This window comes from Micromonospora sp. URMC 103 (assembly GCF_051386435.1).
Lineage (GTDB): Bacteria > Actinomycetota > Actinomycetes > Mycobacteriales > Micromonosporaceae > Micromonospora.
In genome coordinates this window covers 1,992,304-2,008,225 of the sequence record NZ_JBPQTR010000004.1, presented here as the reverse complement: position 1 = coordinate 2,008,225, position 15,922 = coordinate 1,992,304, and the positions used below count along the sequence as shown (strand labels likewise).

At 73.0% G+C, this 15,922-nt stretch carries 15 protein-coding genes; 6 read left to right on the top strand and 9 right to left on the bottom strand.

What is annotated here, in order from left to right:
- Positions 1 to 78 precede the first annotated feature (78 nt).
- Complete coding sequence (locus tag ACSNOA_RS12910) at positions 79 to 888, bottom strand: SDR family oxidoreductase (RefSeq protein ID WP_436658220.1); 810 nt, start codon at positions 886 to 888, stop codon at positions 79 to 81.
- 100 nt (positions 889 to 988) lie between these two features.
- Entirely contained in the window at positions 989 to 2,794 is a 1,806-nt protein-coding gene (gene aspS, locus ACSNOA_RS12905) for an aspartate--tRNA ligase (protein WP_436658219.1), read from the bottom strand.
- A 154-nt stretch (positions 2,795 to 2,948) separates the two neighbouring features.
- Here aspS and ACSNOA_RS12900 point away from each other — a divergent pair, with 154 nt between their 5' ends.
- A complete protein-coding gene (locus ACSNOA_RS12900; RefSeq protein WP_436658218.1) occupies positions 2,949 to 3,665 on the top strand; it encodes a DUF998 domain-containing protein in 717 nt (238 codons plus the stop codon).
- Positions 3,666 to 3,798: 133 nt separating this feature from the next.
- Here ACSNOA_RS12900 and ACSNOA_RS12895 read toward each other — a convergent pair whose 3' ends face one another.
- Together ACSNOA_RS12895 and ACSNOA_RS12890 are read right to left on the bottom strand one after the other, a co-directional pair.
- Positions 3,799 to 4,848 carry a S1 family peptidase gene (locus ACSNOA_RS12895; protein WP_436658217.1) on the bottom strand — a complete coding sequence of 350 codons (1,050 nt, stop codon included), beginning with the start codon at positions 4,846 to 4,848 and terminating at the stop codon, positions 3,799 to 3,801.
- A 252-nt stretch (positions 4,849 to 5,100) separates the two neighbouring features.
- Positions 5,101 to 5,586, bottom strand: a complete 486-nt coding sequence (locus tag ACSNOA_RS12890; RefSeq protein WP_436658216.1) for a winged helix-turn-helix transcriptional regulator — start codon at positions 5,584 to 5,586, stop codon at positions 5,101 to 5,103.
- Positions 5,587 to 5,642: 56 nt separating this feature from the next.
- On the opposite strand from ACSNOA_RS12890, the gene ACSNOA_RS12885 reads away from it, so the two are divergent.
- Positions 5,643 to 6,149, top strand: coding sequence for a PaaI family thioesterase (locus ACSNOA_RS12885; protein WP_436658215.1), 507 nt, complete (start codon positions 5,643 to 5,645; stop codon positions 6,147 to 6,149).
- A gap of 117 nt (positions 6,150 to 6,266) precedes the next feature.
- Here ACSNOA_RS12885 and ACSNOA_RS12880 read toward each other — a convergent pair whose 3' ends face one another.
- Positions 6,267 to 6,734, bottom strand: coding sequence for a MarR family winged helix-turn-helix transcriptional regulator (locus ACSNOA_RS12880; RefSeq protein WP_436658214.1), 468 nt, complete (start codon positions 6,732 to 6,734; stop codon positions 6,267 to 6,269).
- 55 nt (positions 6,735 to 6,789) lie between these two features.
- On the opposite strand from ACSNOA_RS12880, the gene ACSNOA_RS12875 reads away from it, so the two are divergent.
- Positions 6,790 to 7,077: an antibiotic biosynthesis monooxygenase gene (locus tag ACSNOA_RS12875; protein ID WP_436658213.1), complete on the top strand. Its 288-nt coding sequence runs from the start codon at positions 6,790 to 6,792 to the stop codon at positions 7,075 to 7,077.
- On the top strand, positions 7,077 to 8,057 hold the full coding sequence (locus ACSNOA_RS12870; RefSeq protein WP_436658212.1) for an NADPH:quinone reductase: 981 nt from the start codon (positions 7,077 to 7,079) through the stop codon (positions 8,055 to 8,057). Before ACSNOA_RS12875 ends, ACSNOA_RS12870 begins: the two co-directional genes overlap by 1 nt.
- Positions 8,058 to 8,075: 18 nt before the next feature.
- Here ACSNOA_RS12870 and hisS read toward each other — a convergent pair whose 3' ends face one another.
- Together hisS and ACSNOA_RS12860 are read right to left on the bottom strand one after the other, a co-directional pair.
- Complete coding sequence (gene hisS, locus ACSNOA_RS12865; protein WP_436658211.1) at positions 8,076 to 9,404, bottom strand: histidine--tRNA ligase; 1,329 nt, start codon at positions 9,402 to 9,404, stop codon at positions 8,076 to 8,078.
- A 55-nt stretch (positions 9,405 to 9,459) separates the two neighbouring features.
- Positions 9,460 to 10,179: an MBL fold metallo-hydrolase gene (locus ACSNOA_RS12860; RefSeq protein ID WP_436658210.1), complete on the bottom strand. Its 720-nt coding sequence runs from the start codon at positions 10,177 to 10,179 to the stop codon at positions 9,460 to 9,462.
- A 261-nt stretch (positions 10,180 to 10,440) separates the two neighbouring features.
- Here ACSNOA_RS12860 and ACSNOA_RS12855 point away from each other — a divergent pair, with 261 nt between their 5' ends.
- Positions 10,441 to 11,334, top strand: coding sequence for a peptidylprolyl isomerase (locus ACSNOA_RS12855; RefSeq protein WP_436658209.1), 894 nt, complete (start codon positions 10,441 to 10,443; stop codon positions 11,332 to 11,334).
- 63 nt (positions 11,335 to 11,397) lie between these two features.
- A complete protein-coding gene (locus ACSNOA_RS12850) occupies positions 11,398 to 12,237 on the top strand; it encodes a peptidylprolyl isomerase (RefSeq protein WP_436658208.1) in 840 nt (279 codons plus the stop codon).
- A gap of 409 nt (positions 12,238 to 12,646) precedes the next feature.
- Here ACSNOA_RS12850 and ACSNOA_RS12845 read toward each other — a convergent pair whose 3' ends face one another.
- Together ACSNOA_RS12845 and ACSNOA_RS12840 are read right to left on the bottom strand one after the other, a co-directional pair.
- On the bottom strand, positions 12,647 to 15,142 hold the full coding sequence (locus ACSNOA_RS12845) for a RelA/SpoT family protein (RefSeq protein WP_436658207.1): 2,496 nt from the start codon (positions 15,140 to 15,142) through the stop codon (positions 12,647 to 12,649).
- Positions 15,143 to 15,308: 166 nt separating this feature from the next.
- A complete protein-coding gene (locus ACSNOA_RS12840; RefSeq protein WP_436658206.1) occupies positions 15,309 to 15,875 on the bottom strand; it encodes an adenine phosphoribosyltransferase in 567 nt (188 codons plus the stop codon).
- Between the last annotated feature and the right edge of the window lie 47 nt (positions 15,876 to 15,922).

Here is a 15,922-nt window from a genome sequence, read left to right as displayed (position 1 = left end):
ACAATAGCTGTGCACACTTTCTGTGCACAATAGTTGTGCACAGGAAGTGTGCATGTGTGCGGCAGGGGATCGAAAAGGTCAGGCGAGGAGTTCGCGTACGCCGCGCAGCCGCATCCGCAGCAGGCCGGCGGCGCGGGAGGAGTCGAGGCGTACGTCGGTGGGGCGCACGACGCCGCACTCGACGCCGGTGGCGGTCTTTATCCCGGCCGGGTCGAGCCCTTCGTGGCGTGCCACGAGCAGGCCGAGTTCGGCACGGCTCACCGCGTCCGGGCCGGCCACGTTCACCAGGCCCGCGTAGTCGGTGCCGGCCAGCTCGAGCACGGCCGCGGCCAGGTCCGTCACGTCGATGGGGCAGCGGAGCTCGTCGGTGAACAGGACGGCCCGTCCCGCGAGCGCGTCCCGGCAGAGCTGGATCTGCTTGCTCCGCTCCCCCACGATCAGCGACGTCCGGACGAGCACCGCACTCGGGTCGATCGCGCGGACCGCGGTCTCGGCCGCCGCCTTCGCGGCCCCGTACGGGAAGATCGGGCTGGGCGGATCGTCGTCGGCGTACGGCTCGGGACGGCCGCCGTGCACCGCGTCGCTCGAGATGTGCACGAGCCGCGCGCCCACCTCGGCGGCGGCGTACGCGACGTGCGCCGCCCCGTCCGCGGTCACCGCCCAGTCCCCGTAGCGGTAGGGGGTGCCCACCACCACGGTGGGCCGCACCCGCGCGAGCAGTGCGCGGACGGCCGCCCGGTCGGTGACGTCGAGCCGCTGCGCCTCGACGCCGGCCACCTCGACGGGCCCGCTGCGGTACGTCCCCACCACGCGCTCGCCCGCCGCGGCGGCCCGCCGGCACACCTCGGCGCCGAGGAACCCGCTGGCGCCCACCGCGAGTACGGTCACGCCGCCCCCTTCCAGCCGATGATCAAGAGGTTTGCGTCGTCCCGACACGCGATCATGACGCAAACCTCCTGATCGGCCACGAACGCGGCGACGGAACCCGTCAGGTCGGGTCGGCCACCGGGGCGGCGGGGCCCGCGGTGCCGCCGTGCGGCGCCGCCTGCGGCTTGGGCTTGGCGTCGATGCCGGCCTCGGTGCGCTGCTGCGCGGTGATGGGCGTCGGCGCGCCGGTCAGCGGGTCGAAGCCACCCCGGGTCTTCGGGAAGGCGATGACCTCGCGGATCGAGTCGGCGCCGGCGAGCAGCATGCAGATCCGGTCCCAGCCGAAGGCGATGCCGCCGTGCGGCGGCGCGCCGTACTTGAACGCCTCCAGCAGGAAGCCGAACTTGTCCTGCGCCTCCTCGGGCGTGATGCCGAGCAGGTCGAACACCCGCTTCTGCACGTCACCCCGGTGGATACGGATCGAGCCACCGCCGATCTCGTTGCCGTTGCAGACGATGTCGTACGCGTAGGCGAGCGCCCGGTCCGGCGCCTCCTCGAACCGGTCCACCCACTCGGCGTTCGGCGACGTGAACGGGTGGTGCACGGCCGTCCAGCCACCCTCGTCCGTCTTCTCGAACATCGGCGCGTCGACCACCCAGCAGAACGCCCACGCGCTCTCGTCGACCAGGCCGGCACGGCGGGCGATCTCGATGCGGGCCGCGCCGAGCAGCTCCTGCGCCTCCCGGGTGTTCGTGCTGGCCGCGAAGAAGATGGCGTCGCCCGGCTTGGCGCCGACCGCGTCGGCCAGCCCCGCGAGGTGCGCCTCGGAGAGGTTCTTCGCCACCGGGCCGCGCGCCTCGCCCGTCTCCGCGTCGAGCACCACGTACGCGAGGCCCCGCGCGCCGCGCGCCTTGGCCCAGTCCTGCCAGCCGTCCAGCTCCTTGCGGGTCTGGCTCGCGCCGCCCGGCATGACCACCGCGCCGACGTACCCGCCGGCGTCGATCGCGCCGGCGAAGACCCGGAACTCGGTGCCGCGCAGGTAGTCGGTCAGCTCGGTCAGCTCGACCCCGTAGCGCAGGTCCGGCTTGTCGGAGCCGTACCGGGCCATCGCGTCGTGCCAGGTGATCCGCGGGATCGGGCGGGGGATCTCGTGGCCGGCCAGGTCGGACCAGAGCGCCGACACGATGGCCTCGCCGAGGTCGATCACGTCGTCCTCGGTGACGAAGGACATCTCGATGTCGAGCTGGGTGAACTCGGGCTGCCGGTCGGCCCGGAAGTCCTCGTCCCGGTAGCAGCGGGCGATCTGGTAGTAGCGTTCCATGCCGCCGACCATGAGCAGCTGCTTGAACAGCTGCGGCGACTGCGGCAGCGCGTACCAGCTGCCGGGCTGCAGCCGCACCGGCACCAGGAAGTCGCGGGCGCCCTCCGGGGTGGAGCGGGTGAGGGTCGGGGTCTCGATCTCCAGGAAGTCCCGCTCGTGGAGCACGGCGCGGGCGAGCTGGTTGGCCCGGGAGCGCAGCCGCATGGCGGTCGCGGGGCCGCTGCGGCGCAGGTCCAGGTAGCGGTACTTGAGCCGGATGTCGTCGCCGGCCTCGACCTGGTCGTCCACGGGCAGCGGCAGCGGCGCGGCCTCGGACAGCACCTCCAGCTCGGTGGCGGTCATCTCGATCTCGCCGGTCGGCAGGTCCGGGTTCTCGTTGCCCTCCGGGCGGCGGGTCACCTCGCCGGTGACCTTCACGCAGAACTCGTTGCGCAGCGCGTGCGCGTCCTCCTCGCGGAACACCACCTGGACCACACCGGAGCCGTCGCGCAGGTCGACGAAGATGACGCCGCCGTGGTCGCGGCGGCGGGCCACCCAGCCGGCGAGCGTCACCGTCGAGCCGGCGTCCGCGGCGCGCAGGCTTCCGGCATTGTGGGTACGGATCACGGCTGGCAACTCCTCATCGTGGAACAGTCCTCACCGGCATTCTGTCAGGGGCGACCGCCGTCGCTCCGGGCACCCGGCACGCCGGGCACGATTCCTCCGGTGGCTGGTGGACGAACCGGGCCCGGCGGGCGAGAGCGGCGGCTACGGTGGCCGGATGCGGGCCGTACCGTCCTGGGCCGTCGCCACGGCGGCGGCGGCACCCGTGCTGCTGGTGGGCGGCTGGACGGTCGCCGGGGCGCGGCAGCCCGCCGGGTACGACCCGGTCCGGGACACCATCAGCGAACTGGCCGGCCGGGACGCCACCGACTCCTGGATCATGACGGGCGCCCTGGTGCTGTTCGGCGCCTGCTACCTGGTGATCGCCGCCGTGCTGCACGCGGCCGGGCTGCCGAGTCGCTTCCTGCTCGCGGTGGGCGGGGTGGCCACGATCGCGCTGATCGCCTTTCCCCGGCCGCCGGTCGGCGGGTCGCTCGCCCACGGCACCGTGGCGACCGTGGCCGTGCTGTCCCTGGCGCTCTGGCCGGCCGGTTCGGCGCTGCGACTGCCGCCCGGCGCAGGGATCGGGCGCCCCGACCCACCCTGGGCGTTCCGCCGGGCCGTGGGGTTGAGCGTCACGGCGCTGCTGCTGCTCCTCTTCGGCTGGTTCGCGTTCGAGGTGACCGGCGGGTCCCGGGCCGGGTTGGCCGAGCGGGTGACGGCCCTGGCCGCCGCGCTCTGGCCGCTGCTGGCCGTCCTGTCGGCCCGGCGGGCGCAGCTCGCGTGGGCCGCCGCCGGGGCGCCCGCCGCCGGCCGGCGGACGGCGGCGGTACGACCCGGCGGTCGCCGCCTCTCCCGCGGGCCCGCCGCACGGCGGCGCGGCCGGCTCCGCTGACCGGCTGGCGGACCGGGTTCGACGGCGCGGCCGGTTGCGGGTGCCCACGGCGGGACGGGAGGCGCGGCCCGCCGGTGCGGACACGCGGGGCGGGCCGCCGGATGGCTCCGGCGGCCCGCTGGCGGGGTGACGGTCAGAGGATGCTGACGCCGTAGGCGCTCAGCGCCTCGGTGACCGGCTGGAAGTAGGTGGTGCCGCCGGTGCGGCAGTTGCCGCTGCCGCCGGAGGTGAGGCCGATGGCGCTGCTGCCCGCGAAGAGCGAGCCGCCACTGTCGCCCGGCTCGGCGCAGACGTTCGTCCGGATCAGACCGGAGACGCTGCCCTCGGCGTAGTTCACCGTGGCGTTGAGCGCCTGCACGCTGCCGCTGCGCAGGCCGGTGGTGCTGCCGGAGCGCTGCACGGTCTGGCCCACGACGGCGTTGGCCGCACCGGTGACGTCCCGGTAGCTGCCGTTGTAGAGGTAGACGTTGCCGGCCGCGTTGGCGGAGTTGCTGTGCCGGACGATGCCGTAGTCGTTACCGGGGAAGCTCGACCCGGCGCGAGTGCCGAGCAGGCTCGTCTGGGAGGAGTTCGAGTACCAGCTCGACGAGATGTTGGTGCAGTGCCCGGCGGTCAGGAAGTAGTAGACGCCGCTGCTGCTGCGCACGTTGAAGCCGAGCGAGCAGCGGCCGCCGCCGCCGGCGTAGATGGCCTGGCCACCGGAGATCCGGGTGCTGAGCACGCCGGCCTCGGACTCGACCCGCAGGGCGCCGTTGGCGCGCGCCGCGGCGGCCTTGACCCGCTCCAGCTTGGCACCGGTCACCGTGCTGTCGACCGAGATGACGACCTGGTTGCTCACCGGGTCGGTCCACCAGGCGGTGCCCGGGATCTTGACGCTGCTCTCCAGGTCGGCGGTCACCCGGTTGAGCTCGGCGGCGCCGCGCTGGACGAACCTCGGGGTCGCGCCGGCGGCGCGGACCTCGCGGGCGGCGGCCTCGTCGGTCACCGTGACGATCATCTTGCCGCTGGCGTCGGCGTACGTGCCGGCGGAGCGGGCGCCCAGCCGTTCGGACAGGCTGGTGGCGGCGTCGGGGGAGGCGACGGGGGCGGCCTGGGCGGGCGCGCCGATGAGCGAGCCGACGACCAGGGTGCCGGCCACGGCGACGGTGGCGGCGTGGCGGAGCGTGGACCTCGTGGGTCGCATGTAACAACCTCCAGGGCGGGGGTGACGGCCCGCGCCGGGGGCGGCGGGGCCCGGAAAGGGTCCGGCCGAACTGGGGGAACCGGCCGAACCTCACTGAAGTATTCACATACTTAAGATCCTCAGCAAGACTGTGTTCCGCCCCTTTCATCCCGAGAAAGGCGGTCCTGGCCGGACACGTCGCGGACAAAGATGCCCGTCTATATCATCTGCTCACGCCGTTCCGGCCCCGACGGCCGCCACAGACCCCGGCGATCATGAGGTGGCGCCCACCCGGCGACGCGCACCGGGACCCGGCCGGGGCACCACGTCGCGCGGCGAGTCGAGGCGGTGCCCCTTCGCGCAACGCAGCTCGACGTGGACCTCGGCGCCACAGTCGCGGTGCCCCACGCTGACCGGTGAACCGTCCGGGTCGGCGAGGTGGCGGTCGCCCCACCCGAGCACGGCGACGAGCACCGGCCAGAGGTCGAGACCCTTCTCGGTGAGCCGGTACTCGTAGCGCAGCCGGCTGCCCGGTTCCCGGTACGGCTCGCGGCGCAGCACACCCCGCTCGACGAGCGTCGCCAGCCGGTTCGTGAGCACCTGTCGCGGGATGGCGGTGCGGACCCGCATGTCGTCGAAGCGGCGGATCCCGTTGAACACCTCGCGGAGCACCACGAGGGTCCACTTCTCACCGAGGATCTCCATCGCCCGGGCGATCGTGCAGTTCTCCACCGACCAGTCCAGCGCCTCGGGCCTCATGGCGACCAGGCTAGGTCTCGTTGACAGACTCAGCAACCGGCTGCCAGGCTGAGTCCATGACGCAGACGCAGGAACCGGTCCGCAGCCGTACCTTCTCCTGGTCCGACCCCGCCGAGAACGCCGCGCAGCTGGGCCGCCGCAGCGGGCTCGAGCTGCTCCGGGCGATGACCGCCGGCGAGCTGGCCGCGCCGCCGGTCATGCACCTGCTCGACATGTCACGGTTGACGGCCGACGAGGGACGCGTCGTCGTCGAACTGGTGCCCCAGGAGTTCCACTACAACCCGCTCGGCAGCGTCCACGGGGGCGTCATCTCGACCCTGCTCGACACCGCCGCCGGCTGCGCCGTGCACAGCACGCTGCCGGCCGGGATGGGCTACACCTCGCTCGACCTGAACGTGAAGTTCCTGCGCCCGGTCACCGTCGACTCCGGGACCCTGCGGTGCGAGGGCACGGTGCTGCAACGCGGCCGCCGCACGGCGCTGGCCGAGGCCCGCCTCACGGACACCGGCGGCCGCCTCGTAGCCCACGCCACGAGCAGCTGCCTCCTGTTCCCCGTGCCCTAACACCCCCCGCCCGACGCCCCCGCCCCCGACTCCCCCGCGATCTTGCACTTCCGGCCCGTGGATCGAGGCATCTGCCCCTTTCGCCCGGGCGCAAAGTGCAAGATCGCGGAGGCGTGGTCACGATCTCGGCGCGCGCTGGCCCTCGGTCACCTCGCGGAGGACCGCCTTGAACGCCCGGTAGGTCTCCGCGCCGACGGCCCGCGCGTGCCGCGCCTCGATCGCCGCCACGATCGCGTCCGACCTCGCCATCTGGTCCAGGCCGCGGGCGGTCGGCGACACGAGCTTGGCCCGCCGGTCGGTGGGGTCCGGCCGCCGCTCCACGTACCCGAGCGCCTCCAGCTCGTCGACCAGTTTGCCCACGACCTGCTTGTGCTGCCCGGACTGCCGGGCCAGCTCGGTGGCCCGGCTGCCCTCGGCGTCGAGGTACGCGAGCACGACGCCGTGGCGTGGCCGCAGGTCGGGGTGCCCCTGGGCGGCGAGGGTGGCGAACAGCTCGTCCTGGAACGCGAACAGCAGCTGCCCGAGGAGGACCCCGAGATCCGGATCACGTCGCTTCCGCTCGCTTCGCCGCTCCGATTTAGTCACCTCCGGATACTATCAACGCAGGTTACTACTGAGGGGTGTGGGTGAGATGACGACCGTGGAACTGACGCGATTCCGCGTCCTGCCGGAGCAGACCGACGCGTTGCTGGCCGCCCGGCCGGCGATGCTCGCCGACTTCCGCGCCGACCGGGCCGGTTTCCTCGACGCCGACCTGGTCCGGCTGCCCGACGGCGAATGGCTGGACATCGTGCGCTGGCGCAGCGCCGAGGACTTCGCGGCCTCCCGCGCGAAGGGCGCGAACCTGCCGGGCATCGCGGCGTTCTTCGCGGCGATCGACAGCGTGGTCAGCGCCGAGGAGGGCACCCTGGCCGGAGGCGAGCGGTGATGCGTGCGGCGTTCTACGAGCGGCAGGGCGACGCCCACGACGTCCTGCAGGTCGGCGAGGTGCCCACGCCCGAGCCGGGGCCCGGCGAGGTGCGCGTACGGGTGGCCTTCTCCGGTGTGCACGTCGGAGACCTCGGCAAGCGGCGGGGCTGGTGGGGCTCCACGATGGCCTACCCGCGGGTGATCCCGCACGGCGACGGCGCCGGCACGATCGACGCCGTCGGCCCCGGTGTCGACGCGGCGCGCGTCGGAAGCCGGGTCTGGGTGTACCTCGCCCAGTCGTACCGCCCGTTCGGCACCGCCGCCGAGTACGTGACCGTGCCGGCGGCGCACGCCGTGGACCTGCCCGACGGCGCGCCGTTGGAGCAGGGCGCCCTGCTCGGGATCCCCGGCATCACGGCCCACCGGGCGGTCTTCGCCGACGGACCGGTGGCGGGGCGGACGGTCCTCGTGACGGGGGCGCTCGGCGCCGTGGGCCGGGCCGCCCTCGCCGTCGCCCGCCGCGGCGGCGCCACCGTGATCGCCACCGTGCGGCACCCCGACCAGCGGACACCGGCGCTGGCGGCCGGCGCCCACCACGTCGTCGTCACGGCCGGAACCGCCGCGGACGTGGACCAGATCCGTGCCGTGGCGCCCGACGGCGTCGACCGGGTCGCCGAGGTCGCGTTCGACACCGGCATCGCCACCGATCTGGAGGTCCTGCGCGTCGGTGGCACCGTCGCCACGTACGCGACGGGCAACGCCGAGCCGCAGGTCCCGTACTGGCCGCTCGGCTTCAAGAACGTCACCGTGCGGTTCCTCAGCAACGACGACTTCCCCGAGGACGCCAACCGGGCGGCGGCCGCCGCGCTGACCGAGGCGGTCGAGGCGGGCGACCTGCGCTACCCGATCGTCGGCCGGTACCCCCTCGACCGCATCGCCGACGCCCACGACGCCGCCGAGAAGTCCGGCTCCCGAGGCCGCGTGGTGGTCGAGCTCTAGCCCCCTCCCCCCGTGGGGTCAGCTCACCAGCGGCTTCAGGTCCTCCGCCGGTGGGGTCCACGTGTGCGGGGTCGCGGGGAGCTGGTCGCCGGAGCGGATGTCCTTCACCTCGTCCTGCGCGCCGTCCGTGCCCGGGAACCAGACGTACGGGATGCCGCGGCGCTCCGCGTGGCGGATCTGCTTGCCGAACTTCGCGGCGCTCGGCGAGACCTCCGTCGGGATGCCGCGCCGGCGCAGCGCGTCGGCCACCCGGTTGCTGGCCGCCCGCTGCTCCTCCGTGGTCACCGCCACGAGGACGCAGGTCGGCACGTCCCGGGAGATGGACAGCCCGCCGGTGCCGAACAGCAGGCCGAGCAGCCGGGTGACCCCGATCGAGATCCCCACCCCGGGGAACCGTACGGCGCCGGAGCTGGCCAGGTTGTCGTACCGGCCGCCGGAGCAGATCGAGCCGTACCGCTCGTAGCCGCGCAGCTGGGTCTCGTAGACCGTCCCCGTGTAGTAGTCGAGGCCGCGCGCGATCCGCAGGTCGGCCACGCACAGGCCCGGCGCGTGCTCGGCGGCCGTCTCCACCACCCGCACCAGCTCGGCGATCCCCTCCTCCAGCAGCGGGTCGCTCACGCCGAGGGCGCGCACCGCGTCGGCGAACGACGCGTCCGGGGCGGAGATCTCCGCCAGCGCCAGGCACGCCTTGGCCTGCGCCTCGCTCGCCCCGGCGGTCTCGGCCAGCAGCTCGGCCACCTTCGCCGGGCCGATCTTGTCGAGCTTGTCCACGGCGCGCAGCGCCGCCTCCGGGTCGGTCAGCCCGATGCCCCGGTAGAAGCCCTCACAAATCTTGCGGTTGTTGACCTGGATCCGGACCTCGGGGATCGGCAGGGACCGCAGCGCGTCCCCGATCACCAGCGGCATCTCCGCCTCGTGGTGCGGGGCGAGCGTGTCCCGGTCGACGATGTCGATGTCGGCCTGGACGAACTCGCGGTAGCGCCCCTCCTGCGGCCGCTCCCCCCGCCACACCTTCTGGATCTGGTAGCGGCGGAACGGGAACTGCAGCTTGCCGGCGTTCTCCAGCACGTACCGCGCGAACGGCACGGTCAGGTCGAAGTGCAGGCCGAGCGCGTCGTCGCCCGCGCCGCCGTGCTCCTCGCCCTGCAGCCGCCGGATCACGTAGACCTCCTTGGAGGTCTCCCCCTTGCGCAGCAGCTGGTCGAGGGGCTCCACCGCGCGGGTCTCCAGCGGGGCGAACCCGTACAGCTCGAAGGTGTCGCGGATGCGGTCGAGCACGAACTGCTCGATCATCCGCTGGGCGGGCGTCCACTCCGGGAAGCCGGAGATGGGCGTGGGCTTGCTCATCGCGTACTCCTTGGATGCCGCGCGGGCGGCGCGGTGAGGTCGTGGGTCGCGGTCGTCACAGACCGCGGGTGGGCGCGGCCGGGCGCGCGCCGCCGGACTCCGCCACCTCGATGAGGTACGGGTTGGTCGCGCGCTCGCGGCCGATCGTGGTCGTGGGGCCGTGGCCGGGCAGGACGACCGTGTCGTCCGCCAGCGGGAGGATCTTGCCCCGCAGGCTGGCGAGCATGGCCGGCATGCTGCCGCCCGGCAGGTCGGTGCGACCGATCGAGCCCGCGAAGAGCACGTCGCCGGAGAGGCAGATCTCGTCGGCCTCCCAGCGCGAGCCGGCGCCGGGCATCCGGAACAGCACCGACCCGCCGGTATGGCCGGGGGCGTGGTCGACGGTGAACTCCAGGCCGGCGAGGCGCAGGGTGGCGCCGTCGGTCAGCTCGGCCACGTCCTCCGGCTCGGTGTACGGCAGCCGGCCGCCGAACAGCGCCGTGAGGTCCGCCGAGAGCCCCTTGGCCGGGTCGGCGAGCATCTCGCGGTCGCCCGGGTGGACGTACGCCGGAATGCCCCGCGCGCCGCAGACGGGCGCCACCGAGAAGGTGTGGTCGAGATGGCCGTGGGTGAGCAGCACGGCGGCCGGGTGCAGGCGGTGCTCGGCGAGCACGGCGTCGAGCCGGTCGAGCACCCCGATCCCGGGGTCGACCACCACGCACTGCTCCCCCGGCGCCGCGGCGACCACGTAGCAGTTGGTGCCGAAGGCGTCGGCGGGAAAGCCGGCCACGAGCACGTCCGCTCCCCTTTCCGTCGAGCCGGGGTCCGTCCTGATCAGCCTAACCGGCGGGACCGTCGGCTTTCGGCGGACCATCCGTCCCGCCGGTCCCACCGGGCACAGCGATGCGCTCCGATACGGGCAGCCTGGACCTCGTACACCACATTCACAGCCGGTGGCCGTACACTCTGGCGGGCGTGTGGCGTGGCGCACTGGCCCGCACGGGCGCGAAACGCCCGGGACGCCGGTGACGACCAGGGTAGAGGAAGGGGAGCACGGGTGGCTTCCAGCAGGGACCGGCAGCGCAAACTGGCGCGGGCCAAGCTCGATCGGCAGATGGCCCGGCGCGCGGCGCGGGTCCGCCGCCGCCGGCAGATCCAGGCCGGGGTGGGCGCGGCCGTGGTGCTCGCGCTGATCGTGGTCGGCTCCGCCTGGGCGCTCGGTGCCTTCGACTCCGAGCCGGCCAAGGACACGGCCGCCGACGAGGTCTGCCTCTGGACCCCGCAGGACGCCACCGCCAACACCAACCTCAAGGACGTGGGCACGCCCGCCACCACGGGCCTGCCCACCGACGGCACGCGCACGATGACGGTGACCACCAACCAGGGCGCGCCGATCACCGCCGACCTCGACCTGGCCGCCGCGCCGTGCGCCGGCGCGAGCATCGCCCACCTGGCGAGCCGGTCGTTCTACGACAACACCAAGTGCCACGAGATCACCGCGGAGGGCGCGCTGCGGTGCGGCGACCCGAGCGGCACCGGCCTGGGCGGGCCGACCTACTCGTTCTACGACGAGAACGTGCCCGAGGTCCCGTCGCCCAGCCCGTCCGCGAGCCCCGCGGCGAACCAGCCGCCCGCGTACCCGAAGGGCACGGTGGCGATGGTCGCCAACCCACCGGGCGCGAACGGCAGCCAGTTCCTGCTCTTCTTCAAGGACTACAACCCGCCGCAGCCGACGTACCCGGTGATCGGGAAGGTCACGGGCGGCCTCGACGTCCTGGAGAAGATCGGCGGCCTGCCGACCGTGGACAATGGGGCGGGGGCGAAGGTCAAGCCCAAGACCGACGTGGTGATCCAGAGCCTCACCGTCGGCGAGCCGAGCACCGGGGCGTCGACCCCGGCGCCGGCGCCGACCGGCTCGGGCGCCCCCTCGGCCAGCCCGAACGCCGGCTGACCCGGCCCCACCCATCGCAACGGCACCCACCGCGCCGAGCAGACAGTCCAGGAGGATCAAGGCGTGACGTCCACCAGAGAGCGGCAGCGCGCGGCGGCACGCGCCCGGCTCGAGAAGGAGATGGCCGAGCGCGCGGCGCGGGCCCGCAAGCGCCGGCAGACCCAGGCGATCGTCGGGGCGAGCCTCGCCCTGCTGCTGGTGGTGGCGGGCACCGTCTGGCTGGCCACCAGCCTCGGTGGCGACGACGACAAGACCACCACCGACGCCGCGGCGCCCGGCCAGTCCCAGTGCGCCTACACCGAGCTCCCGACCGACCAGCGGCCGAAGCAGATCAAGGACGTCGGCCTGCCGGCCAACCAGCAGTCGAACACCGGCGTCCAGACGATGACGCTGGACACGAACCTGGGGCAGATCACCGCGAGGGTCGACCGGTCCCTCGTGCCGTGCACGGCGGGGAGCTTCACCCACCTCGCCGAGAAGAACTTCTTCGACAACAGCAAGTGCCACCGGCTCGTCACCGAGGGCATCAAGGTGCTCCAGTGCGGTGACCCGAGCGCGACCGGCAAGGGCTGGCGGGACACCGACGGCACCGGCGGCCCGAGCTACCGCCTGGCCGAGGAGAACCTGCCCACCGACAAGCGTCCCCCGTACCCGGAGGGCGTCATCGCCATGGCCAACTCGGGCCAGCCGGGCAGCACGGGCAGCCAGTTCTTCATCGTCTACGGCGACTCGCCGCTCGACCCGAACTACACGGTCCTGGGCACCGTCACCGGCGGCATGAACATCGTGCAGGACGTGGCCAAGGCCGGCGACGACGGCGCCTTCGCCCAGCAGGCCGGTGGCGGTCACCCCAAGAAGGAGATCGTCATCAAGAAGCTCACGATGAGCGCCCCGCAGGGCTGACGCTCCCTCGATCTGACGAACAGCGCCCGCCGGTCCACGGACCGGCGGGCGCTGTCGCATCCGGCCCGCCGCCGCGGCTTCTGATCGACACCATTCCGCCGAAACGGCGGTATCCGGCGCCCTCGGACACCGCCACATCGGCGCAACGGAGTGGATCAAGCGCTTCCGGTTGGTCGATCATGCAGCGGCGGGTCGGCCAGGCAGGCTTGGATGGCCGGTGCGTCGCCCCGAGGGCGCGGGGCGCGTACCCGTCAGCTGCCGCGACCCAACCGGCGCCGGCGAGCACGAGGCGGCTGCGGGCGCCGGACGCTGGTGAGCACGAGGCCGCCTCGGGCGACGGACACGTGCGAGCCACCGGTCCTCCGGAGCGCGCACACCCTGCCCCACGACACCCGGGTGGGCGACGGGGTCAGGCGCCGGAGGTGACCCGGTAGGCGTCGAAGACGCCGTCGACCTTGCGGACCGTGGCCAGCAGGTGGCCCAGGTGCTTCGGGTCGGCCATCTCGAAGCTGAACCGGCTCACGGCCACCCGGTCGCGGGTGGTGGTGACGGTCGCGGACAGGATGTTGACCCGCTCGTCGGAGAGCACCCGGGTGACGTCGGCGAGCAGCTTGTGCCGGTCGAGCGCCTCGACCTGGATGGCGACCAGGAACGTGGAGGCGGAAGTCAGCTTCCAGCTCACCTCGACGACCCGCTCGGCCTGCGCCCGCAGGTCCTCGGCGTTGGCGCAGTCGTCGCGGTGCACGCTCACCCCGCCGGAGCGGGTCACGAAGCCGAACACCGCGTCCGGTGGCACCGGGGTGCAGCAGCGGGCCAGCTTGATCCAGACGTCGCTGACGCCGCGGACCACCACGCCCGGGTCGCTGCTGCTCTGGCGGCTGCGCGGCGGCCGGGTGGCGACGGCGGTCTCGGCGATGTCCTCCGCCGCGCCCTCCTCGCCCCCGTACGAGGCCATGAGCTTCTGCACGACCGACTGGGCGCTGACCTGGCTGTCGCCGACCGCCGCGTAGAGCGAGGCCACGTCGGCGAGGTGCAGGTCGCGGGCGATCGCCATGAGCGCGTCGGAGGTGAGCATCCGCTGCAGCGGCATGCCCTGCTTGCGCATCGCCTTGACGATCGCGTCCTTGCCGGCCTCGATCGCCTCCTCGCGGCGCTCCTTGTTGAAGTACTGGCGGATCTTCGTACGCGCCCGGGGGCTCTTCACGAAGCCCAGCCAGTCCTGCGTGGGGCCGGCCGTGTCGGACTTCGACGTGAAGATCTCGATCACGTCGCCGTTGGACAGCGTCGATTCGAGGGGCACGAGCTTGCCGTTGACCCGGGCGCCGATGCACTTGTGCCCGACCTCGGTGTGCACGGCGTACGCGAAGTCCACCGGCGTCGACCCGGTCGGCAGCGGGATGACGTCGCCCTTCGGGGTGAAGACGTACACCTCCTGGCTGGACAGGTCGAACCGCAACGCGTCGAGGAACTCGCTCGGGTCGGCCGCCTCGCGCTGCCAGTCGAGCAGCTGCCGCAGCCACGTCATCTCGTCGATGTGGGCCGGCGGGCCGACCACCGGGACGCCCTTGTGCTCCTTGTACTTCCAGTGGGCGGCGATGCCGAACTCGGCCGTGCGGTGCATGGCGTACGTGCGGATCTGCATCTCGACCGGCTTGCCGGTGGGCCCGATGACCGTCGTGTGCAACGACTGGTACATGTTGAACTTGGGCATCGCGATGTAGTCCTTGAACCGGCCCGGCACCGGCTGCCAGTTGGCGTGGATGACGCCCAGCGCCGCGTAGCAGTCCCGCACCGTGTCGACCAGGATCCGCACACCGACCAGGTCGTAGATGTCGTTGAAGTCGCGACCCCGCACGATCATCTTCTGGTAGATCGAGTAGAGGTGCTTCGGCCGGCCGGTCGTCTCCGCCTTGATCTTGGCGGCCTTCAGGTCGGTCTGGACCTTCTGGGTGACCTGGCGCAGCAGCGCCTCGCGCTGCGGCTGGTGCTCCCCGATGAGTCGGTTGATCTCCTCGAACCGCTTGGGGAACAGCGTGCCGAACGCCAGGTCCTCCAGCTCCCACTTGATCGTGTTCATACCGAGCCGGTGGGCCAGCGGGGCGAGGATCTCCAGCGTCTCCTTCGCCTTCTGCTCCTGCTTGGGGCGGGGCAGGAAGGTGAGGGTGCGCATGTTGTGCAACCGGTCGGCGAGCTTGATGACCAGCACCCGCGGATCCTTGGCCATGGCCACGACCATCTTGCGGATGGTCTCGGCCTTCGCGGCGTCGCCCAGCTTCACCTTGTCGAGCTTGGTGACCCCGTCGACCAGCAGCGCGACCTCGCCGCCGAAGTCGGCCCGCATCTGGTCGAGCGTGTATTCCGTGTCCTCGATGGTGTCGTGCAGCAGCGCGGCGACCAGCGTGGTCGTGTCCATCCCCAGGTTGGCCAGGATGGTGGCCACCGCGAGGGGGTGGGTGATGTACGGGTCGCCGGACTTGCGGTACTGACCGGAGTGCCACCGGGCCGCCGTGTCGAAGGCGCGCTGGAGCAGCCGCACGTCGGCCTTCGGGTGGTTCTCCCGGTGCATGGCGATGAGCGGCTCGAGCACCTCGCTGACCTGGGAGGTCTGCCAGGGCGCGTTGAACCGGGCGAGCCGCGCCCGCACCCGGCGCCCGGTCGGGGCGCTCGCGAGGGCGAAGCCGGCGCTCGGGGCGGCATCCCCCGCGACGTCGGCGCGGAGCGGGACCACGACGCCGTCGGCGGGACGCACCGCGTCGGACCGGACGTCGTCGGTCGGGACGGCTACGCCGTTGCCAGCGCCCGTCACCCGGGCCGTCGCGTCACCGTTCCGGTCGGTCACCGAGCCGTCCGCGTCGCCTGTCGGGTGCACCGTGCCCTCCACCGGAGGGACGACATCGTGGGACACCGGCCTCCTCACCGCTCGCCGGAATCACGCCGACCGCACGGTCGGCCTGGTCTCGTGCCGCCGGACGGGTCACGTCCGCTCAGCAAAGGGCAATGCTACCCGCACGCACGGTGCCCTGCCGCTCCGCCGGACGGACCGCGCCGGGTCCGTCCGACGGCCGTCGGGGTCAAACGGTCAGCAGGGCATGGACCGGACGTGGCGCCAGCCGCTCCCGGCCACCGAGGAAGCTCAGTTCCAGCAGCACGGTGAACCCGGCGACCGTGCCGCCGGCCCGCTCGACGAGGTCCAGCGTCGCCGCGGCCGTCCCGCCGGTGGCGAGCACGTCGTCGACCACGAGCACCCGGTGCCCGGCCGTGAACGCGTCCTGGTGCACCTCGAGGGTGGCCTCGCCGTACTCCAGGGCGTACGACGCCGAGTAGGCGGCCCGGGGCAGCTTGCCGGCCTTGCGGACCGGCACCACGCCCACCCCCGTGGCGTACGCGATGGCGGCCGCCACCACGAAGCCGCGCGCCTCGATGCCGACCACGGCGTCGAACGCGTCCCGCCCGTGGTACGCCACGATGCCGTCGATCACCTCGCGGAAGGCCGCGCCGTCGGCGAAGAGCGGCATGAGGTCCTTGAACACGACCCCGGGCTTCGGGAAGTCCGGCACGTCCAGCACACGGCTGGCCACCAGGCGGGCGGTCTGCTCGCCGCTGTCGCCGCGTACCTCGGCGCTGTGGGTGTCCGTCACGGCTGTCCCGTATCCCTTCCGACGACGACGGCGTCCTGCTGCTGCTC